Source organism: Citrobacter sp. C5_2 (genome assembly GCF_014596845.2).
Lineage (GTDB): Bacteria > Pseudomonadota > Gammaproteobacteria > Enterobacterales > Enterobacteriaceae > Citrobacter > Citrobacter werkmanii.
In genome coordinates this window covers 2,507,923-2,528,928 of sequence record NZ_CP115032.1, presented here as the reverse complement: position 1 = coordinate 2,528,928, position 21,006 = coordinate 2,507,923, and the positions used below count along the sequence as shown (strand labels likewise).

Annotated in this window: 17 protein-coding genes; 5 read left to right on the top strand and 12 right to left on the bottom strand. The window is 52.2% G+C overall.

Annotated features, from left to right (window positions below):
- Positions 1–6 precede the first annotated feature (6 nt).
- The 3 genes from ICA20_RS12405 to cybB form a co-directional block, all read right to left on the bottom strand.
- Positions 7–1,272 carry a Y-family DNA polymerase gene (locus tag ICA20_RS12405; protein ID WP_038640793.1) on the bottom strand — a complete coding sequence of 422 codons (1,266 nt, stop codon included), beginning with the start codon at positions 1,270–1,272 and terminating at the stop codon, positions 7–9.
- Positions 1,273–1,274: 2 nt separating this feature from the next.
- Positions 1,275–1,694: a translesion error-prone DNA polymerase V autoproteolytic subunit gene (locus tag ICA20_RS12400; protein WP_038640795.1), complete on the bottom strand. Its 420-nt coding sequence runs from the start codon at positions 1,692–1,694 to the stop codon at positions 1,275–1,277.
- A gap of 231 nt (positions 1,695–1,925) precedes the next feature.
- Positions 1,926–2,456, bottom strand: coding sequence for a cytochrome b561 (gene cybB, locus ICA20_RS12395; RefSeq protein WP_038640797.1), 531 nt, complete (start codon positions 2,454–2,456; stop codon positions 1,926–1,928).
- Between the two features lie 189 nt (positions 2,457–2,645).
- On the opposite strand from cybB, the gene gap reads away from it, so the two are divergent.
- The gene (gap, locus tag ICA20_RS12390) at positions 2,646–3,647 is read left to right on the top strand and encodes a type I glyceraldehyde-3-phosphate dehydrogenase (protein WP_038640799.1); all 1,002 of its coding nucleotides are present in this window, start codon (positions 2,646–2,648) and stop codon (positions 3,645–3,647) included.
- An 86-nt stretch (positions 3,648–3,733) separates the two neighbouring features.
- On the opposite strand, the gene aldA is transcribed toward gap, so the two are convergent.
- The 3 genes from aldA to hrpA all read right to left on the bottom strand — a co-directional run bounded on the left by aldA (position 3,734) and on the right by hrpA (position 10,153).
- Complete coding sequence (aldA, locus tag ICA20_RS12385; protein ID WP_038640802.1) at positions 3,734–5,173, bottom strand: aldehyde dehydrogenase; 1,440 nt, start codon at positions 5,171–5,173, stop codon at positions 3,734–3,736.
- Positions 5,174–5,372: 199 nt separating this feature from the next.
- Complete coding sequence (locus ICA20_RS12380) at positions 5,373–6,170, bottom strand: YdcF family protein (protein ID WP_173781989.1); 798 nt, start codon at positions 6,168–6,170, stop codon at positions 5,373–5,375.
- 80 nt (positions 6,171–6,250) lie between these two features.
- Entirely contained in the window at positions 6,251–10,153 is a 3,903-nt protein-coding gene (hrpA, locus tag ICA20_RS12375; protein WP_038640805.1) for an ATP-dependent RNA helicase HrpA, read from the bottom strand.
- A gap of 201 nt (positions 10,154–10,354) precedes the next feature.
- On the opposite strand from hrpA, the gene azoR reads away from it, so the two are divergent.
- A complete protein-coding gene (gene azoR, locus ICA20_RS12370) occupies positions 10,355–10,960 on the top strand; it encodes an FMN-dependent NADH-azoreductase (protein ID WP_006684422.1) in 606 nt (201 codons plus the stop codon).
- A gap of 42 nt (positions 10,961–11,002) precedes the next feature.
- On the opposite strand, the gene ICA20_RS12365 is transcribed toward azoR, so the two are convergent.
- From ICA20_RS12365 to ICA20_RS12345, 5 genes are all read right to left on the bottom strand, one after another.
- Positions 11,003–11,194 (bottom strand): hypothetical protein, encoded by a 192-nt coding sequence (locus tag ICA20_RS12365; RefSeq protein WP_038640807.1) that lies wholly within the window; start codon positions 11,192–11,194, stop codon positions 11,003–11,005.
- Positions 11,195–11,334: 140 nt separating this feature from the next.
- Complete coding sequence (locus ICA20_RS12360) at positions 11,335–11,661, bottom strand: YdbL family protein (protein WP_038640808.1); 327 nt, start codon at positions 11,659–11,661, stop codon at positions 11,335–11,337.
- A 7-nt stretch (positions 11,662–11,668) separates the two neighbouring features.
- On the bottom strand, positions 11,669–11,860 hold the full coding sequence (locus ICA20_RS12355; protein WP_038640810.1) for a YnbE family lipoprotein: 192 nt from the start codon (positions 11,858–11,860) through the stop codon (positions 11,669–11,671).
- A complete protein-coding gene (locus ICA20_RS12350) occupies positions 11,857–14,496 on the bottom strand; it encodes a YdbH family protein (RefSeq protein ID WP_038640812.1) in 2,640 nt (879 codons plus the stop codon). Before ICA20_RS12350 ends, ICA20_RS12355 begins: the two co-directional genes overlap by 4 nt.
- A 165-nt stretch (positions 14,497–14,661) precedes the next feature.
- Positions 14,662–14,874, bottom strand: a complete 213-nt coding sequence (locus ICA20_RS12345; protein WP_071888135.1) for a hypothetical protein — start codon at positions 14,872–14,874, stop codon at positions 14,662–14,664.
- Positions 14,875–15,120: 246 nt separating this feature from the next.
- Between ICA20_RS12345 and ICA20_RS12340 the strand changes: the two genes are divergently transcribed.
- Both ICA20_RS12340 and hslJ read left to right on the top strand, forming a co-directional pair.
- Complete coding sequence (locus ICA20_RS12340) at positions 15,121–16,110, top strand: 2-hydroxyacid dehydrogenase (RefSeq protein WP_038640813.1); 990 nt, start codon at positions 15,121–15,123, stop codon at positions 16,108–16,110.
- A gap of 112 nt (positions 16,111–16,222) precedes the next feature.
- A complete protein-coding gene (gene hslJ, locus ICA20_RS12335) occupies positions 16,223–16,642 on the top strand; it encodes a heat shock protein HslJ (protein ID WP_038643179.1) in 420 nt (139 codons plus the stop codon).
- A gap of 13 nt (positions 16,643–16,655) precedes the next feature.
- Here the strand turns inward: hslJ and ICA20_RS12330 are convergent, their stop codons facing one another.
- Complete coding sequence (locus ICA20_RS12330) at positions 16,656–16,922, bottom strand: DUF333 domain-containing protein (RefSeq protein WP_003833199.1); 267 nt, start codon at positions 16,920–16,922, stop codon at positions 16,656–16,658.
- A gap of 274 nt (positions 16,923–17,196) precedes the next feature.
- On the opposite strand from ICA20_RS12330, the gene nifJ reads away from it, so the two are divergent.
- Positions 17,197–20,721, top strand: coding sequence for a pyruvate:ferredoxin (flavodoxin) oxidoreductase (gene nifJ, locus ICA20_RS12325; RefSeq protein ID WP_038640816.1), 3,525 nt, complete (start codon positions 17,197–17,199; stop codon positions 20,719–20,721).
- Positions 20,722–21,006: the final 285 nt, after the last annotated feature.

Sequence of the window (21,006 nt, the reverse complement as noted above, 5' to 3'; positions counted from 1 at the left end):
TAAGACTCACCTGACGCGCAGTAAATCAGTAAAACGCGTTGTATAGCGAGGTGAGAGCATCTCTCGTTTCATTTGCCACGGCTGTTCAATCCCCTGTCCGGCAAACCAGATTGTCCCACGTCCCTTTTTATTCAACCGATCAATCACCATCATTAATTCCGCGCTGTGGCTCCGGGGGGCGTTGCCATCAAAAAGATTCAGTTGCGCCACGCCAGAACTGAAAAAATCGCCCAACATCACACCCGCTTTTTGATAATGTTGCCCCTCTCGCCAGATAGCGTCCAGGCTGCGCGTTGCCGCACTCATGATTTCCCGGGTGTCCTGGGTCGGGATCAGCAGTTTTACCGACGCGCTGTTAGCGTAATAAGGTTCCTTCAGGGCAAATGGACTGGTTTTGATAAACACAGAGATAAACCGACAGAACTGATGCTCACCGCGCAGCTTTTCCGCCGCACGTGAGGCATAGGTGCAAATCGCTTCACGCATCGCGTTGTAATCAGTGAGTTTTTCACCAAACGAGCGTGAACAGACGATTTCCTGTTTAACCGGCGAAAACTCTTCCAGCGCCAGGCACGACTCACCGCGCAATTCCCGTACGGTTCGTTCAAGAACAACGTTGAAGTGTTTGCGAATAAAGCGAATGTCGGTATCAGCCAGGTCACGGACGGTTTTAATCCCCATCGCGTCCAGTTTTTTACTGATACGGCGGCCCACGCCCCACACTTCACCGACAGGGAGTGCGGCCATCAGCTTACGTTGGTGGTCAATATTTGATAAATCCACCACTCCGCGAGTCTGTTGCGGCCATCTTTTGGCGGCGTAATTCGCGAGCTTTGCCAGCGTTTTGGTCTGGGCGATGCCAACGCCAACCTGAAGGCGTGTTTTCTGTAGAATTGTGGCCCTGATTTCGAGACCAAAATCCGTCAGATCCCTACAGTTTCTTACTCCCGTCAAATCGCAGAAGGCCTCATCAATACTGTACCTTTCCACATGTGGAGAGAGGTCTTCCAGGATAGACATGACCCGACTGCTCATATCCGCATACAGTTCATAGTTGGAACTAAAACACACCACGCCGTAGCGCCGAAACAGCTCTTTCTGTTTGAAGTACGGAGCGCCCATTGTGACGCCAAGCGCCCGAGCCTTCGCGCTACAGGCGATAACACAACCGTCGTTATTGGAAAGAACGACAACCGGTTTGTCTTTCAGATCGGGACGGAATGCCATCTCACAACTGGCGTAAAACGAATTAACATCCACCAGGGCAAACATAATTAGCCAGCCGCCTTAACGATAAACGTCACCACGCCAAAGATATCCAGCGAGTCCTCGCTGCTGATTATGATGGGCGCGTAGGCTCTGTTCTCTGGCCTGAGCATCACAATTGGATGCAATTGCAGACGTTTAACGGTGAATTCACCCTCAATGGCGGCAATCACGATGTCTCCATGAGCCGGGTTTCTGGCGCTGTCGACAATCAGCAAATCCCCCTCACCGATCCCCGCCCCGACCATAGAATCACCCGATGATTTAACAAAATAGGTTGCGCTGGGATGCTGTACCAGCAGGTCATTGAGATCGATACCTTTCTCAACGTAATCCTGCGCCGGAGAAGGAAAACCACAGGGCACAAGGTCGCTGAACAGGGGAAAATTTTTCGTTTGTCGACGTTTTGCAGGCTGGAAAAACAACATAATAATCTGCCTCTCACTTAACTGTATTTATATACAGTAGTTTTAATGAGGACGGCGATCAAGTGACGAGAGTAGCGAACTGGGTATTGTTTAATCATCTCGTCGGTAAGCTTTTATCGTGTCTGGAAAAATAATTTTTTGTTTTATTCCGCAGAGGAAGATGTTCATTTAACCGGAACGATAAGGACATCTGCAAGCGGTAAAAAAGCCCCGCGCTTGCGGGGCTTTACGTCAGGAACGCTTACGCGGCATCATGCGCAGCAGCGTATTATCCTTCCAGAAGTAGTGATGCATCAGGGCAGCCGCGGCATGCAAAGCAATAACAAAATAGCCCAGGTTTGCCAGCGTCACGTGCCAGGACTTCAGCATCTCCACGAGATCAACGTTGGCTTTTGCCGCATATGGCATGACGATGCCAAATGCAATCCACGGATTCCCCCGGTTGTACATCATCACCAGACCAATAATCGGCAACGCAATAAACAACAGATAGATAACCAGATGCCCCAGATGCGCCATTCCGGTCATCATCGGTTTCGGTTTTGGCACAATCGGCGGCGCCGGATATTTCAGCCTGACCAGCAGACGCGCCACCATCAGCGTTAAAATCGTGATGCCACAGGATACGTGCACCATGTTGAACAAGGGACGATAGCTACGCGGGAAAAACCCGCGAAACTCCATGGCGCTGTAGGCCACAATGACCAACAAAAAAACCAGCCAGTGAATACCAATTTGCAGGCCAGAATACTTATTCCCCATAACACTTCCTGAATAAAAACAATAATGCGTCAACATAACGGGCTTTTGTTAAAAATTCATTAATTTTTGTTCATCCATTATCAGTCAGTTACGTTTAAGCGCAAAAACAGCTATTGCCCCGGATGCCTGACTGGACTATGCCTGGTAGGGAAAATATGTCGTACCGCCTCATCCTGACAGGAGAAAACCATGAGAAAAATTGGCATTAACGGTTTTGGTCGTATCGGTCGTCTGGTATTGCGTCGACTACTGGAGGTCAAAAGCAGCGTGGAGGTCGTCGCCATTAATGACCTGACCTCGCCCAAAATTCTCGCCTATCTGTTAAAACACGACTCAAATTACGGTCCATTTCCCTGGAGTATCGACTTTACCGAAGACGCGCTGATTGTCGACGGTAAAAAAATCGCTGTTTATGCAGAAAAAGAGGCCAAAAATATCCCGTGGAAAACCACTGGCGCAGAGATCATCATCGAATGCACCGGTTTTTACACCTCAACAGAAAAAGCCAACGCGCACCTGGACGCAGGCGCCAAAAAAGTCCTGATATCCGCCCCAGCCGGGGATATGAAAACCATTGTTTTTAACGTGAACGACGACACGATGGATGCGAACGATCGAATTATCTCTGTCGCATCGTGCACCACTAACTGCCTGGCGCCGATGGCGAAAGCCCTGCATGACAACTTCGGTATTCAACTGGGCACCATGACAACCATCCATGCCTACACGGGGACACAATCGCTGGTAGATGGCCCTCGCGGAAAAAATCTGCGCGCCTCGCGGGCGGCGGCGGAGAACATCATTCCCCATACCACCGGTGCGGCAAAAGCGATTGGCCTGGTGATTCCGGCATTGAGCGGAAAATTAAAAGGCCACGCCCAGCGTGTACCGGTGAAAACCGGATCCGTCACGGAACTGGTGTCGGTATTAAGTAAAAAGGTCACCGCTGAAGAGGTTAATAACGCGCTGAAAAAAGCCACGCTGAATAATGAGTCATTTGGCTATACCGACGAGGAGATTGTCTCGTCAGATGTGATTGGCTCACACTTCGGTTCAGTATTTGATGCGACACAAACTGAGATTACCGAAGTGGGCGATCTGCAACTGGTAAAAACCGTCGCCTGGTACGATAACGAGTACGGTTTTGTGACCCAACTTATTCGCACGCTGGATAAATTTATCAAGCTCTGACGTTGTGGCGGAGGTCGAATGAACGGGATAGCCGCCAAAGTGTAAAACTTACGCCGGGTGACGTACAAACTCACCCGGCTAAAAGCTTAGGACTGCAGATAAACCACCTGCGTTTGCAGATATTCATTCAGGCCGTGTTTACCGTCTGCCCCACCAATCCCGGACTTGCGCCACCCCGCGTGGAAACCCTGCATTGCCTCGAAGTTTTCACGATTAATATAGGTTTCACCAAACTTCAGCCCCTTAATCGCCTTCATCGCGGTGTTCAGATTTTGCGTGTAAATTGATGAAGTCAGCCCGTAGTCGCTGTCGTTGGCCATCGTCAACGCCTCTTCCAGCGTATTAAACGCCACCACAGGCAGCACCGGACCAAAGGTCTCCTCGTGCATAATCGCCATCTCCTGACGCACATCCAACAGTAATGTCGGCGGATAGTAATAGCCTTTGCCTTCTACCGCCTTACCGCCCAGCACTACTCTGGCCCCCTCCTGCACCGCTCGCGCAACTTTCTGCTCCACTCGTTCCAGCGCAGCGGCGTTAATCAACGGTCCCATCGCAATGTCATTGCGCTCAGCCGGATTGCCGAACTGTACGGCTTTCATCGCTTCACCCAGACGATTAACGAACTGGTCATAAATACCTTTCTGGACGTACACGCGTTCGGCGCAGTTGCATACCTGCCCGGTATTGATCACCCGTGAGTCAACAATTGCCTTTACGGCCAGCTCAAGGTCAGCATCATCCATCACGATAGCTGGGGCTTTGCCCCCCAGTTCCAGGCAGACTTTAGTGATGTTTTTGGCCGCTGCAGCCATAATTTTTTCGCCCGCTCCGACGCTACCGGTCATGCTGACCATTGCGACTTTCGGGTTTCCGGCCAGTTCCTGGCCGACCGTTTCACCGCGTCCCAGGACCAGATTAAATACTCCGCGAGGCAAGCCAATATCATCAACAATTTTGGCAAAAGCGATGGCGTTGTTGGGCGTAAACTCACTCGGTTTAATGACAATGGTATTGCCCGTCAGCAGCGCGGGGGCCAGTTTGCGAGCAATCAGAAAGAACGGAAAATTCCACGGCAGAATGCCCGTTGTCACGCCCAGAGCGCGCTTAAACAGCAGGATATTCTCGCCCGGGCGATCGCTTTGCAGGATCTCGCCTTCATAACGGCGTGCCCACTCGGCCATGTAATCGATATAATCGGCGGTAAATGCGACTTCAACGTCGGCCAGTTGCTGTATTTTCCCGCCTTCAGCCACTATCAATGCGCTGATTTCGCTGGCGCGTTGACGGATACCCGCAGATATTTTGCGTAGCCAGTTCGCCCGTTCAATGGCAGGCAGCCCTTCCCATTCAGGCTGAGCACGCTCGGCGGCGTCTATCGCTTTACGCGCATCTTCGGCACGTCCATCCGGAATACGTGAGATAACCTCTTCCGTGGCCGGATTGACGACATCAATCCAGGCGTCATCGTGCCAGGTCACAAACTGCCCATCGATATACATAGGATGTTGTACGGGTACTGACATGCGCTTCTCCTGTGATTGATTTGTTTTTAACAAGTAAAACTATTGTTAATTAATATCAATCATGCCTGACGAATTATCACTACAGTGACTGTTCTGTGAGCGGCTTCATAAAAGCGTCTGGCAAAGCGATGATAAAAGGAAAAAACGGGCGGGATTTATGCCCGTTTGCAACAAAACGCTTACAAACGGGCAGCGGGGATCACAGAGAGCGGCTCTCCAGTAAGTCTGACAGCGCGGTATCGCTTTTCAATTGCTGCCAGGCGGCCTCAACGTTACCGGGAATATCCACGTGCACGATAAAATCGCGGCCACAGGGACCATAGCCACTAACATCGTCCCGCAGACGCGGCAACTCTCCGGTAATGAGCGAAAGATAGCGATCCACTGACCATAGCCCTTCGGCCGTCGGCGCAAAGTCCACGCCGTCGCCCTGTTGGACCAACTCCGGGACGAATCCCGGGAAACCCAACCAGCGCGGCGCATGCGGCTCATCGCGGGTTACGCGCTGAAAGGTGGCCATCGTGCGGCGTTGCATGGTCGGATCCTGTACCACAATGACGGTATGCATGCCTTCTGTCGCCTGGTTCAGTAACGCACAGCTAAATCGGGCATTCTCACCGCAGTTTGTTGACTGGTCTTCCACCCAAATCTTCTCCCCCGGAATGTGCCAGAACTGGTGAGCGATATCGGCAAGGATCGCCGCTTCCGCACGTCCGGTGGTTCGAATGATATTGTAGCGAGGATGTCGGGCAATCGCGTCATACAGAAAGCGCGTAGAATGGCCGATGCCCCCACTAATCAATAAGGGAACCTGTTGGTCTTTCGCGATCCGACAGGCGGCATCGATGGTCGGGATCACCGCGTTCCCCGCCAGAATTACGCAATCTGACTGAACCGTGATGCCCCCCGTAAAATCGCTCTGCGCCAGCCATTGCCCTACAGTATTGATCGCCGCCAGCGTGGTCGCGGAAAGCGTCGGAAACTGACTCATATTCATGACTCCTGGTGTTTATTCTTTACCGGGTACAGAGGCCGGATGGCGGTTACGCCTTGTCCGGCCGGTGGTTCAGCGCGGCGTTATCCCGTGATCTGATCCATCGCCTGCAGAATACGTTTATCTGAAATAGGGTACGGCGTACCAAGCTGCTGGGCAAAGTAGCTGACGCGCAGCTCTTCTATCATCCAGCGGATCTCTTTGACGTCGTCATCTTCACGGCGCGCAGGCGGTAGTTTATTGAACCATTGCTGCCAGGCCTGCTGCACACTATCCACTTTCAGCATCTGTGCACGGTCACGGTGCGGATCGATGGCCAGTTTTTCCAGACGCTTTTCAATAGCCTGCAAATAACGCAACGTATCGCCCAGGCGTTTGAAACCATTACCAGTGACAAATCCGCGGTACACCAGCCCGCTCATTTGCGCTTTGATATCTGAAAGCCCTAACGCCATGGTCATATCCACACGCCCTTTCAGACGCTTATTGATATTAAACACCGCGGTCAGGATCTGTTCGACCTGCTTCGCGATATCCACCACCGTATCGTTCAGTTCAGCCCGCACCTTCTCATGCAACGCCGCAAAGCCCTCTTCCGTCCACACGGGACCACCATGGGCGTCGATCAACCGATCCACACCGCAGGAGATACAGTCGTCAATCAACTCCAACACTTTGCCATACGGGTTAAAATACAGCCCCAGCTTGGCTTTGTTAGGCAACTTCTCGTGTAAGTATTTGATCGGTGAAGGAATGTTCAACAGCAACAGGCGGCGTAAGCCGCACCACATAGCCTGTTGCTGCTCCAGCGGATTATCAAACAATTTGATGGCGACGCTGTCACGCTCATCGACCAGCGCTGGCCACGCTTTTACCTTATAGTTACCGCGTTTTTGCTCGTAACTTTCCGGAAGCTGTCCGAAGCTCCAGATATGCAATCCGCTCTGTTCGATACCGTCATCCGCCACCGCGGACAGCGTTTCCTGAACCTTACCCTTCAAGGCATCTTTCAGATCCTGTAGCGAGCGTCCTTCCTGTAGCTTCTTGTTCTTGTCATCCACCACCCGGAAGGTGATTTTTAGGTGATCGGGTACCTGATCCCAATGCCAGTCATCGCGGTCAACGGTGACGCCGGTCATCCGGCGCAGTTCACGTTCCAGCGCGTCCAGCAGCGGCAGTTCCAGCGGCGTCACGCGGCCTAAAAATGCCTCAGCATAGTTCGGAGCAGGAACAAAGTTACGTCGTACCGGTTTCGGCAACGACTTAATCAGGGCGATCACCAGCTCGCGGCGCAGGCCAGGAATCTGCCATTCAAAACCGCTCTCTTCGATCTGATTAAGCAGAGGGAGCGGAATATGCACGGTCACACCGTCCGCATCAGCTCCCGGTTCGAACTGGTAGCTCAAACGCAGTTTGAGATTGCCCTGATGCCAGAAGTTCGGATAATCCAGCTTACTGATTTTTTCCGCGCCCTCTTTGATAAGCATGCTCTTTTCAAAGTTGAGCAGGTCCGGGGTCTCGCGGGAAACTTTCTTCCACCAGCTATCAAAGTGGCGAGCAGAAATCACATCATGGCTAATACGCTGGTCGTAAAACTCAAACAGCGTTTCATCATCAACCAGGATGTCGCGACGGCGCGATTTATGTTCTAACTCTTCCACCTCCGCCCGCAGCTTCAGGTTGTCACGGAAGAAAGCATGGCGCGTTTGCCAGTCGCCCTCCACCAGCGCATGACGAATGAACAGTTCACGTGACAGCGCCGGATCGATCTGGCTGTAGTTCACCTTACGGGCAGCAACAATCGGTAAGCCGTAGACGGTGACCTTTTCTGTCGCCATGACCGCGCCCTGCGCGCGTTCCCAGTGCGGTTCGCTGTATGAACGTTTGATCAGATGCTGCGCAACTGGTTCCACCCATTCGGGATCGATACGCGCGGCAATACGCCCCCACAGGCGGCTGGTTTCCACCAGCTCCGCCACCATCGTCCACTTCGGCGGTTTTTTGAACAAACCGGAACCCGGGAAGATCGAGAAATGGGCGTTACGCGCACCGGTAAATTCCTGCTTATCGGCATCTTTCATCCCAATATGGGACAGTAAACCGGTCAACAATGCGACGTGGATCTCCCGATATTCAGCGGGTTCGCTGTTGACCGGAATGCCCAACTCTTTTACCACCTGGCGCAGTTGCGTGTAGATATCCTGCCATTCACGTACGCGCAGATAATTAAGAAAGTCGACTTTACACTGACGGCGGAACTGGTTTGACGACAACGCTTTTTGCTGCTCGCCGAGGTAATTCCATAAGTTCACAAACGCCAGGAAATCAGACTCTTTGTCATGGAAGCGACGATGTTTCTCGTCGGAAGCTTGCTGCTTGTCCATTGGACGCTCGCGCGGATCCTGAATGGACAGCGCCGAGGTGATGATCATCGCCTCACGCACACAGCCATGTTTTTGCGCTTCCAGCACCATACGCGCCAGACGCGGATCCACCGGCAGTTGCGACAGCTGGCGGCCCAACGGCGTTAATTTGTAAGCGGTTGCCTGCTCATCGGTGGTTATCGCACCCAGCTCTTCGAGCAGGCGCACCCCGTCCTGAATATTGCGTTTATCCGGCGCTTCAACAAACGGGAACGCCGCGATATCCCCCAGCCCCAGCGCGGTCATCTGCAAAATAACGGACGCCAGGTTGGTACGCAGGATCTCCGGATCGGTAAACTCCGGGCGCGACAGGAAGTCGTCCTCAGAATACAGACGAATACAGATCCCTTCCGAAACGCGACCGCAGCGGCCTTTACGCTGGTTGGCAGAGGCCTGCGACACCGGTTCAATCGGCAAACGCTGGACTTTCGTGCGATAGCTGTAGCGGCTGATACGCGCGGTGCCAGGATCAATGACATACTTGATGCCCGGTACGGTCAGTGAGGTTTCCGCCACGTTGGTGGCCAGCACAATACGACGACCGCTGTGCGACTGGAACACACGGTTCTGCTCGCTATTGGAGAGACGCGCATACAGTGGCAGCACTTCGGTGTGACGCAAATCCAGCTTATTCAGGGCATCAGCGGTATCGCGGATTTCGCGCTCGCCGCTCATGAAGATCAGTATGTCACCCTGACTTTCACGGCCTAACTCATCTACGGCATCAAAAATTGCCTGCAACTGGTCACGCTCGGTGTCATCTGCGTCTTCAACAATCGGGCGATAGCGAACTTCCACCGGATAGGTTCGACCAGAGACTTCGATAATCGGCGCATTGTTGAAATGCTTAGAAAAGCGTTCCGGGTCAATGGTCGCCGAAGTGATGATAATTTTTAGATCCGGACGACGCGGCAGGAGTTCTTTCAGGTAGCCAAGCAGAAAATCAATATTCAGGCTGCGTTCATGCGCTTCATCGATGATGATGGTGTCGTACTGCATTAGCAGCCGATCCTGCTGGATTTCCGCCAGCAGGATACCGTCCGTCATCAGCTTAACCATGGTGTTGTCACTAACATGATCGCTAAAACGGACCTTATAGCCGATACAGCCGCCCGGCTCGGTTTGCAGCTCTTCCGCAATACGATTCGCCACGGTACGCGCCGCCAGACGACGCGGCTGAGTATGGCCGATCAGCCCTTTCACCCCGCGCCCCAGCTCCATACAGATTTTCGGCAACTGGGTGGTTTTACCTGAACCGGTCTCACCAGCCACAATCACCACCTGATGGTCGCGAATGGCTTCCAGAATATCCTGTTTTTTCTGGCTGACAGGCAGGTTTTCCGGGTAGCTGATGACCGGACGCGCCGCTTCACGCAGCACAACTTTACCGGCTGCCTGCTCGATCTCTTTTGCCATCTCCTGGTAAATGGCCTGTTGTGCATCAGGATTTTTAACCTTCTTCACGCCGTGCAGCCGGCGGGCAAAACGCTGTCTGTCACGCAGCATCAGCGAATCCAGCTGTTGCTGCAACATGGTGAAGGTTAATTTTGGTTGTTCTGTCATAGCGTTAAAAGGCAGCGATCTGCCGGGTTAAATCTCTTTTAGATGATAGATATAGAGTACCACATCGGGGCTTTTCATGTGTTGTTCAATAATTTCGAACATAGGATTCGATATATTGCGCTATCACTGCGACAGGATTGTGAATAAAGTGTCAACAAGCAACGGGGCACTACCCCTTCAAACACATAAAAGGAAACACCCATGAGCAAGGTATTAGTTCTTAAATCCAGTATTCTGGCAGGGTACTCTCAGTCTGGTCAGTTGTCTGATTATTTTGTTGAACAGTGGCGTGAAAAGCACTCTGCTGATGAAATCACCGTCCGCGACCTGGCTGCAAACCCTGTTCCGGTACTGGATGGCGAACTGGTGGGTGCGCTGCGCCCAAGCGATGCGCCGCTGACGCCGCGTCAGCAAGAAGCGCTGGCGCTGTCTGACGAGTTGATCGCTGAGCTGAAAGCGCATGATGTAATTGTTATCGCCGCGCCGATGTATAACTTCAACATTCCGACGCAGTTGAAAAACTACTTTGACCTGATTGCCCGTGCCGGCGTAACCTTCCGCTACACCGAGAAAGGTCCGGAAGGTCTGGTGACCGGTAAACGCGCAGTGGTGCTGACCAGCCGCGGTGGTATTCATAAAGATACGCCGACTGACCTGATCACACCGTATCTGAACGTGTTCCTGGGCTTTATCGGTATCACCGACGTGAACGTGGTCTTTGCTGAAGGTATCGCTTACGGCCCGGAAGTGGCATCTAAAGCCCAGTCCGATGCGAAAGCCGCTATCGACAGCGTGGTTGCTGCCTGATAATTCACCCTCTCACCATCCGGTGGGAGGGATTCTCGGTACTTACTTCTTTACCCGCACATGTACCTGCTTGCCGTGAATGCGATTAATATCACGCCAGATGGTGGCATACTCCCTGCACTTCGCCAGATTTTCTTCCCAGCAATGAAGTAAAAATTGTTCCGGCTCCGCGACATCCCGGCTTAACAGCTTGAATACCCAACGATTCCAGACATACCATTTGAGAAGCCACATGATTTCACTCCACGACGCGACCGGTGTTGAACTATATCAACATCCGTTTGATGCCGTGTGGCAACTATTGCGATGTCGATGAATCATCCGGAAGGATCCTCCACTTGTAATACCATTCCTCCAGTGGCGTTCAGAAATGATTATTCTTTCCTCAACCACTTACCATTAATACCTTGCACGTACTCCCCCGGTTTAGCGCGAGCGACTAACTTTTGTCCGGCCATTTTTGCCACTTCCTCTGGCGGAATATTATTGCTCTCAGCCAGTTGCTGATAACTGGCGCTTCGCGCCTTATTAATCTCACTCACCAGCGCCTGCGTTTCAGCATCGGTTTGTAATGCCACCAGATAACCATTGAGTGTTTCCCCCACTCGCCCCTGAGTTCTGGCTTCATTCAGGGTCAACGCCCATGCATTGCTGGTGATAAAACTCAGCGCCACCAGGATCGCTGCAAGCTGTTTTTTCATCATTACCTCAGAACAGATCGCTGCGCGATTTCAATAAGCTCTCGACGTCTTTATCAACTTTGATATGAATCTCATGTTCGATTTTGACGTTCATATTAATCGTGATCGGCTCTTTTGGCGCAGCCACTTCGATTCTCGGGGTACAACCTACCACCAGAGATGAAGCCAGCAACCCCAGCATGGCGGCTATCGTTTTCATTGTTGTTCCTCACATTCCTTGCCTTCCAGGCAATGGGTTTCCGGCAGCGTTGCATTTTGCTCAAGCCATGCCTGTAAATTGTCGCCAAAACGCAAACTGCGCCATAGCGTAAAGACGTTTTCCTCGTGGGTGTAATTCAAATTAACCGTCCCCACTTTGCCATCTACCCGGCTATTGCCAGTAACGGTTGCCTGCATCGTTAAGACACCCAGGTTATCCAGGTTTATTTTCGTCCAGGAATGGGTTATTTCCATATAGCGCAGCCAGTTAATTGCCGCGCCAGCCGCCATATTATCTTTAACGACGGCATCCGCCGTGTCTTTATCAATACGCAGCGTCATCGGACCTGGGTTGGTTAACCAGCCGTCTTTGATGATCCACTTTTCGTTATCCAACCATAATGGCAACGCGCCGCTGACCGGACCCGACATAGCGAACTGCTTGGGGTTAACCGCGCTAATAAGCTCGCTGGAGGAGATATTCTGCACCCGTAATAAGGCCGGGTCGTGCTGTGGCATCCGCAGTTGCCGCATGATGACTTTGCCTCCCAGCAGTTCGGCGCTGACATCGCTCAGCAATAACGGATTGCCTTCACTCCAGGGGTACGCTCCCTGTAGATCGGCAGTAATATTTTTCGCCGTCACCTGATTCACGACTTCCGCAATACGCAATGAAACAGGCCCACGCGTACCCAACTGCCATGCGCCTTCGCTAAACCGAAACGGCAAGATAAAATCGACGCCATTAATTTGGTTATCAGGCATCCAGGCGCTACCGCCTTTTAATACCCCATGACCGCCCGCTTCAAAGCCCTGTTCCGGTGCGGCCGAGAATGCGACCTGCGCATAGAGATCACCTTCACGCAGTTTCATTTTCCAGTCAGGCGGGAGCAGCGGCTGGAACACGGTGAGTGATTGTTTTGGCCACCAGGCCTGTCCGCGCAGACGGATCCCGTCCCAACGGCCATTTAGCTGTACGGGGCCAATCGCCCCTGCGTGAAGCTGGCCCTTGAACTGGAAAATCGTCGGGTCGCTGCCTTCCACGCTGAACTTTAGCGTTGAGGGAGGTAAGACGCTTCCGCCGGTGAAGACGGTTTTTCCTGCGTCCAGTGACAGTGCGCCGCTAAACGTCGGTTTGGTCGCGTCCCGTACCCATACGATCGGTTCGTCCATTACCATGCGTGGGTTTTCCACCGTCATGGTGCCGTATTGCAAGTGGTCAAATCCGGTGGAGAGATCAAAGAGCTTCAGCGTGTTGTCATGCCACTCTCCCTTACCCGCCACGTCCCAGCGGGCATGCATCGGCGTAAAGCTGCCTTCGCCCCAGTAGCGCCATTGCCAACGACCAGCATCAGGAAGAAAATCATTTGCCAGACCATCCAGGTGCAGTTCAAAGCCACCCATCTGGTTTTCATGCGCACGCAAAATAGCCTGTAGACGACCATCCACACCGCGTTGTGTTACCTTTACGCCCGCCAGCGGCCAACGAATCTCGTCAATATCCAGCGAATCAATTACCCGCCCCCGCGAACGCAACAGCGCCCCTGGCTCAAACGCCAGTTGCGGATCGTTCAGGCTACCGGTGAGTTTGGCGGGTAATTTCGCGTAGAAGATCAGATCGCCCTGTTTCGCTTCGCCGATCAGCTGTAACGGCATCTCGTTGTTATCAATACCCAGCTTACCCGGCCCCAGCGTTAAAACAGCGTTTCCTTTACCGGCATCGCCTTGCGTCAAAACGTTCAGCCGCCCACTCACCACCGCGTTTTCCAGCCCGGCCTGCCAGTTTTCAACTTTCATGCCCAGCCGTCCGCTTAACGGGAATCCCTGATAAGGCCAGTTCCAGCGACCGTCGCTGATGGTCAACTGCTGGCGGGTTATTTCCCACGGAAGATCGAGCAGCGGATCGGCACTATCGCGCGCCATGACGATCAGTTGTCCGCTGTTTTTTTGCCACTCCAGTTCGGCGTCCACAAGCGTAGGCTCCTGCGGCAAGTTCAGCGTCGCAACGGCATGACCGCTCACCGGTAACCCATCAGGAACCAGCGGCATGGTAAATTCACCGACAAGTTTTACCGGCGGTTGCCCTTCAAATGCAGCGACATCCAGCTCATTTACCGTGAGATTTTGCCCGTGCAGCCGCCCCTGGAATTTAACCTTTTCCCCCTGGTAGCGCAGTTGCTGAGTAGAGGGCGTTAGCGAAAGCGACAGTTTCCCCTGCCATTCCTGCCAGGGAGAGAGAATAAGTTTGTCGATGTTAATCCAGGTATTGGGCAGCATCGATTGCCATTCAGCCAGCGTTTTGGGTGCTACCGGAGACGCTTGTGTCTGCGGTAATTTGGCCAGGCAAGCGGAATCCAGCTCAATTGTCCCGACATTGAGCAACCAGCGGCTGGGATGGGACAGGTCCGCCTGAGTAATGCGCGCCAGCGGGCAATCATCGACCAGATAGCGGAGTTCCGGGATATGCAGCCCATGCCGTGTCAGCCGTGGACTCTCATCCAGCGCGATACGTGTCCCCACAGGTAACCAGACGCCCACCAGGGTCGGGACCCACAGGCCAAGCGTCATCACCAGCGTCAGCGGCACGAGAATCAATAATAAGAGGAGTGCCAGAACGGCTTTATATTTACCCTTCATGGGTAGTTAATATCCTGAATTAGCAAAATTTAAGCCGGTTTAGGCCTGTATTGTGGCATGTTTAACTGCATATGCCCACATTAAGGACAGATAACAGCGCTATGTGGCACGCTGTTACACATGCCGTCAGGAATGATTCCAACACAGTAGCGCGTGGATTCGGACTCAATGATGGTTCAGTTGTCCATCGCTATGTTTAGGTCCTATCCGACCAGCCTCTATCAGTATTTCTTCTATAAGTTCTTCAAGATACTCCTTGCCATGATGATCACAGACAAGATGCACCTGGCGGGAAATTTCTTCTGGTTTCATTCCATCGCATAAAGCCGCCTTAAGCATTAAGGTGGCCCATCGTTTTGCTTCAGAGTGAGTTAGCATAACTCCTCCCGATATCTGCTACCTGTATAAGCGTAGCTATCTGAATGTGAATCACCTGGCTTTTTACCCACACTACCTGCTCAGCGAATGGAAAATATCCAGTTGTTGAAATCGCGTAACCTGCCCACACTAACAAAAGATACGCTTTAAACATTCATTACTTCTATGACTATCAATAACTTTTTAAATTTTGTAAAATAATTTTAATTGGATTAATGTGACGTCAAAATCACTGGAGAAAGTCTTATGAAACTCGCCATCTATAGTACAAAACAGTACGACAAAAAGTATCTGCAGCAGGTTAACGAGGCTTTTGGTTTTGAACTTGAATTTTTTGACTTTCTGCTGACGGAGAAAACAGCTAAAACAGCCCATGGTTGCGAAGCTGTATGCATCTTCGTCAACGACGATGGCAGCCGACCGGTTCTGGAAGAACTCAAAAAGCTGGGTGTGAAATATATCGCCCTGCGCTGCGCCGGATTCAATAACGTCGATCTCGACGCGGCAAAAGAGCTGGGTCTGCAGGTGGTACGCGTCCCGGCCTATTCGCCTGAAGCCGTCGCTGAGCATGCGATTGGCATGATGATGACCCTGAACCGCCGTATTCATCGCGCGTATCAACGTACCCGTGATGCCAACTTCTCTCTTGAAGGGCTGACCGGCTTTACCATGTATGGCAAAACGGCCGGGGTGATTGGTACCGGTAAAATCGGTATTGCTGCGCTACGGATCCTGAAAGGTTTTGGTATGCGCCTGCTGGCGTTCGATCCCTACCCAAGCGCCGCTGCTCTGGAATTAGGCGTGGAATATGTCGATCTTAAAACGCTGTTTGCTGAGTCCGACGTTATCTCCCTGCACTGTCCGTTAACGCCGGAAAATTATCATCTGCTCAATCAGGAAGCCTTTGAGCAAATGAAAAACGGTGTGATGATTATTAACACCAGTCGCGGAGCACTGATCGATTCACAGGCGGCTATCGATGCCCTGAAAAACCAGAAAATTGGTTCTCTGGGTATGGATGTGTATGAAAACGAACGCGATCTGTTCTTTGAAGATAAATCCAATGATGTGATTCAGGATGATGTGTTCCGTCGCCTGTCAGCCTGCCATAACGTGCTATTTACCGGGCATCAGGCGTTTCTGACCGCCGAAGCGTTGACCAGCATTTCTGAAACGACACTGCAAAATTTGGAACAAATCTCCAAAGGCGAAACCTGTCCAAACGCCCTCTTTTAATCCCTGTGCTCCCCTGATTTAAGGGGGGCATTTTCAGACAATTGCCGATGATAAAACAGTCAGTATCATTATCATATTGAATGTATTCCGGTCACGAAATTAGAGAATGTTAATGAAGAAAGTTGTCACGTTGATTGCCCTCAGCACGCTGATGGCTGGCTGTGTGAGTAATGGAAACGTTTCCGTCAATCGCGACCAGTTACAGCATCACCGTTTCGTTTTGCAGAGCGTGAATGGTAAAGCCGTTACCGTCGCCAATAACCCACCCGAATTGAGTTTTGGCGAAAACATGACGGTATCGGGAAAGATGTGTAATCAATTCCACGGTCAGGGCAAGTTGTCCGACGGCGAGTTGAAGGTGAAAGATATGGCGATGACCCGCATGATGTGCGCCGATCCGCAGCTTAACGCGCTCGACGGTATCGTCAGCGAAATGTTTAAGCAAGGCGCACAGGTAGATTTGACTGCTGACCAGTTGACACTGGCGACAGCAGAACAAACGCTGACGTATAAACTTGCGGATTTAATGTAATGAACGCGCAGGCTCAATAGCTCCCACAGCTTCCGGCGGCAAGCGACTGCTCACTACAGCGTTTGCCGTTGGGTAGCGCGCACATCCCGATGGCTGAGCCATCCAGTTGACGGGCAACGGAGAGCGAACCACCAATCATGGCGCAATTTGCTTCTCCAGAACTGGACATTGCTGCCTTCATGCCCGGTGCGACATGTGCTGCCGTTGCCTGCTGAACAGGTTCACTGCTACACGCCGATAATAATAACGCGGCACACCCTACCCAAAACGCTGCGCGCATCTTACTCCCCTCTGAAGATTAACCAAACGACACAGCCATAAATAATAGGCAGCAGAGACACCGCCGTCGAGAGGCAAACCACGCATTTATGCGCGCTGTTTACATTTTTTGGCAATTTTTTGGCTGCTCCTTTGATCAAACCATACATTCTCATAATTCCAGGGACACAAAAGCGAAAATGCGCCTGAATGGCTTTTGCTAAAATAGAAGGATAATTACAGGACTCGCAACGCTTACGCGTGTCCCTCTTTTTGCGCAATGTAAGGGTGTCAGTATGCAAACAATTGACGGTAATGGTGCGGTTGCTTCGGTCGCATTTCGTACCAGCGAGGTTATCGCCATCTACCCGATTACGCCCAGTTCGACGATGGCGGAACAGGCCGATGCCTGGGCCGGAAACGGGCTTAAAAACGTGTGGGGAGATATCCCTCGCGTCGTAGAAATGCAGTCGGAAGGCGGTGCGATTGCGACCGTTCACGGCGCGTTGCAGACCGGTGCGCTTTCTACGTCGTTTACCTCATCACAGGGTTTGCTGTTGATGATCCCAACGCTGTACAAACTGGCCGGTCAGTTGACCCCGTTTGTACTGCACGTTGCGGCGCGAACTATTGCCACGCACGCGTTATCGATTTTTGGCGATCATTCCGACGTGATGGCTGTACGCCAAACAGGGTGCGCGATGCTGTGCGCCAGTAGCGTGCAGGAAGCGCAGGATTTTGCGCTGATTTCACAAATGGCGACCCTGAAAAGCCGGGTTCCGTTTATTCATTTCTTTGATGGATTCCGTACATCACATGAAATCAATAAAATTGTGCCGCTGGCTGATAACACCATCCTCGGGCTGATGCCTCAGGCGGAGATCGATGCTCACCGCGCTCGGGCACTAAATCCAGAGCATCCGGTTATCCGCGGTACATCAGCGAATCCGGACACCTACTTCCAGTCACGCGAAGCGACAAACCCATGGTACAACGCGGTTTACGATCACGTAGAACAGGCGATGAACGACTTCGCCGCAGCCACGGGCCGCCAGTACCAGCCATTTGAATATTACGGTCATCCGCAGGCAGAACGCGTCATTATTTTAATGGGCTCGGCGATTGGCACCAGTGAAGAAGTTGTCGAAGAGCTGATGGCGCACGGCGAGAAAGTGGGTGTGCTGAAAGTCCGTCTGTTCCGCCCCTTCTCCGCCAAACATTTACTGCGCGCGCTGCCGGAAAGCGCGCGCAGCATCGCCGTTCTGGATCGCACCAAAGAACCCGGCGCGCAGGCAGAACCATTATATCTGGATGTCATGACCGCGCTGGCGGAAGCGTTTAACTGTGGCGAACGAGAAACCTTACCGCGTGTGATTGGCGGACGCTATGGTCTTTCGTCCAAAGAGTTTGGCCCCGACTGCGTCATGGCGATCTTTAATGAGTTGAATAGCACGAAACCTAAACCACGCTTCACGGTCGGTATCTATGATGATGTCACCAATCTGTCATTGCCGTTGCCGGAAAACACCCTGCCCGGCACCGCTAAGCTCGAAGCGCTGTTTTACGGCCTGGGTAGCGATGGCAGCGTGTCGGCCACCAAAAACAATATCAAGATTATCGGTAACTCTACGCCATGGTATGCGCAGGGTTATTTCGTGTATGACTCGAAAAAAGCAGGCGGCCTGACCGTCTCCCACCTGCGCGTCAGTGAGCACCCCATTCGTTCAGCGTATCTGGTTTCACAAGCCGATTTTGTCGGCTGTCACCAGTTGCAATTTATCGATAAGTACCAGATGGCCGAACGCCTGAAACCTGGCGGTATATTCCTGCTTAATACCCCATACAGTGTGGATGAAGTCTGGGCGCGTCTGCCGCAGGAAGTTCAGGCGGTGCTGAATCAGAAGAAAGCCCGTTTCTACGTGATTAATGCGGCTAAAATCGCCCGTGAGTGTGGTTTGGCGGCGCGTATAAACACCGTGATGCAAATGGCGTTCTTCCACCTGACGCAAATTTTACCAGGCGACAGCGCGCTGGCAGAGTTGCAGGGGGCGATTGCGAAAAGCTACAGCAGTAAAGGCCAGGATCTGGTCGAACGTAACTGGCAGGCGCTGGCTCTGGCGCGTGAATCCGTAGCCGAAGTGGCCCTGCAGCCTGTTGATCCGCATAGCGGCAACCGCCCACCGGTGGTTTCTGATGCCGCACCAGATTTCGTGAAAACCGTCACCGCAGCAATGCTCGCCGGTCTGGGCGATGCACTACCCGTTTCCGCGCTGCCGCCGGACGGTACCTGGCCAATGGGGACTACGCGTTGGGAAAAACGCAATATCGCCGAAGAGATCCCAATCTGGAAAGAAGAGCTGTGTACGCAATGTAACCACTGCGTTGCCGCCTGCCCGCACTCGGCTATCCGCGCCAAGGTGGTTTCCCCAGAAGCGATGGAAAACGCCCCTGCCAGCCTGCATTCTCTGGATGTGAAATCACGCGATATGCGCGGCCAGAAATATGTCCTGCAGGTTGCGCCTGAAGATTGCACCGGTTGTAATCTGTGCGTCGAAGTGTGCCCGGCGAAAGATCGCCAAAATCCTGAGATCAAAGCCATCAATATGATGTCGCGCCTTGAGCATGTCGAAGAAGAAAAAGTTAACTATGACTTCTTCCTCGATCTGCCGGAGATTGATCGCACCAAACTGGAACGTATTGATATTCGCACCTCGCAATTGATTACACCGCTATTTGAATATTCCGGCGCCTGCTCAGGCTGTGGTGAAACGCCGTATATCAAACTGCTTACGCAGTTGTACGGTGACCGCATGTTGATTGCGAATGCCACCGGGTGTTCATCAATTTATGGCGGTAACCTGCCCTCAACGCCATACACCACCGATGCCAATGGGCGTGGGCCAGCATGGGCAAACTCGCTGTTTGAAGATAACGCCGAGTTTGGTCTGGGCTTCCGTCTGACGGTGGATCAACACCGGGCGCGCGTTATGCGTCTGCTGGAGCAGTTTGCCGATAACATCCCGGCTGAACTCAATGACGCTTTGCACGCAGAAGCCACGCCGGAGGTCCGTCGTGAGCAAGTCGCGGCCCTGCGCGAGCATCTGAAAGATGTCGAAGGCGCACAGCAGTTGTTAACCGATGCCGACGCGCTGGTTGAGAAATCCATCTGGCTGATTGGCGGCGATGGCTGGGCCTACGATATTGGCTTCGGCGGGTTGGATCACGTTCTTAGCCTGACCGAGAACGTCAATATTCTGGTGCTGGATACCCAGTGTTACTCCAACACGGGTGGGCAAGCGTCAAAAGCCACGCCTCTTGGGGCTGTCACTAAATTTGGGGAGCACGGCAAACGTAAGGCTCGTAAAGATCTTGGCGTCAGTATGATGATGTACGGGCATGTTTATGTCGCGCAGATTTCCCTGGGCGCCCAGTTGAACCAGACGGTGAAAGCTATCCAGGAAGCGGAATCCTATCCGGGGCCGTCGCTGATTATCGCGTATAGCCCTTGTGAGGAACATGGTTATGACCTCGCGTTGAGCCACGATCAGATGCGTCAGCTCACGGCAACCGGGTTCTGGCCGCTGTATCGCTTTGATCCGCGTCGTGCTGACGAAGGTAAACTGCCGCTGGCGCTGGATTCTCGCCCGCCGTCAGATGCTTTGGCTGAAACTTTACTTAACGAGCAACGCTTCCGCCGCTTAAATGCCCAACAGCCTGAAGTCGCTGAACAGCTGTGGAAAGACGCAACAGCCGATCTGCAAAAACGCTACGATTTCCTGGCGCAACTGGCAGGTAAAGCGGAAAAGAGCGGAACCGAGTAATACGTTTAGATCACTATTAAAGTGGAACGAAAAAAAAGCCCGAACAGTTGTTCGGGCTTGTCAATTTATTCGCTGGCTAATTAATATTGGCTATCAATACGACAACGAAAAAATAAAACGTGACAATAAAGGCATATAACACGCGCAGAATAGCTCAACAAAATTCACTTGTATAATTTTTATTTTATATATATTAAATCCATACATTCATAATAATTATCACTGTTTCTGTAGAATTATTTATTTAAGGTTTTACTTAAGACGTAACAATTCATATTTATCTGT

Excerpts from the sequence above, each read along its gene's own strand:
- ICA20_RS12405 (WP_038640793.1), bottom strand. The coding sequence starts at position 1,272 with ATGTTTGCCCTGGTGGATGTTAATTCGTTTTACGCCAGTTGTGAGATG.
- ICA20_RS12400 (WP_038640795.1), bottom strand. The coding sequence starts at position 1,694 with ATGTTGTTTTTCCAGCCTGCAAAACGTCGACAAACGAAAAATTTTCCC.
- cybB (WP_038640797.1), bottom strand. The coding sequence starts at position 2,456 with ATGGGGAATAAGTATTCTGGCCTGCAAATTGGTATTCACTGGCTGGTT.
- gap (WP_038640799.1), top strand. The coding sequence starts at position 2,646 with ATGAGAAAAATTGGCATTAACGGTTTTGGTCGTATCGGTCGTCTGGTA.
- aldA (WP_038640802.1), bottom strand. The coding sequence starts at position 5,173 with ATGTCAGTACCCGTACAACATCCTATGTATATCGATGGGCAGTTTGTG.
- ICA20_RS12380 (WP_173781989.1), bottom strand. The coding sequence starts at position 6,170 with ATGAATATGAGTCAGTTTCCGACGCTTTCCGCGACCACGCTGGCGGCG.
- hrpA (WP_038640805.1), bottom strand. The coding sequence starts at position 10,153 with ATGACAGAACAACCAAAATTAACCTTCACCATGTTGCAGCAACAGCTG.
- azoR (WP_006684422.1), top strand. The coding sequence starts at position 10,355 with ATGAGCAAGGTATTAGTTCTTAAATCCAGTATTCTGGCAGGGTACTCT.
- ICA20_RS12365 (WP_038640807.1), bottom strand. The coding sequence starts at position 11,194 with ATGTGGCTTCTCAAATGGTATGTCTGGAATCGTTGGGTATTCAAGCTG.
- ICA20_RS12360 (WP_038640808.1), bottom strand. The coding sequence starts at position 11,661 with ATGAAAAAACAGCTTGCAGCGATCCTGGTGGCGCTGAGTTTTATCACC.
- ICA20_RS12355 (WP_038640810.1), bottom strand. The coding sequence starts at position 11,860 with ATGAAAACGATAGCCGCCATGCTGGGGTTGCTGGCTTCATCTCTGGTG.
- ICA20_RS12350 (WP_038640812.1), bottom strand. The coding sequence starts at position 14,496 with ATGAAGGGTAAATATAAAGCCGTTCTGGCACTCCTCTTATTATTGATT.
- ICA20_RS12345 (WP_071888135.1), bottom strand. The coding sequence starts at position 14,874 with ATGCTAACTCACTCTGAAGCAAAACGATGGGCCACCTTAATGCTTAAG.
- ICA20_RS12340 (WP_038640813.1), top strand. The coding sequence starts at position 15,121 with ATGAAACTCGCCATCTATAGTACAAAACAGTACGACAAAAAGTATCTG.
- hslJ (WP_038643179.1), top strand. The coding sequence starts at position 16,223 with ATGAAGAAAGTTGTCACGTTGATTGCCCTCAGCACGCTGATGGCTGGC.
- ICA20_RS12330 (WP_003833199.1), bottom strand. The coding sequence starts at position 16,922 with ATGCGCGCAGCGTTTTGGGTAGGGTGTGCCGCGTTATTATTATCGGCG.
- nifJ (WP_038640816.1), top strand. The coding sequence starts at position 17,197 with ATGCAAACAATTGACGGTAATGGTGCGGTTGCTTCGGTCGCATTTCGT.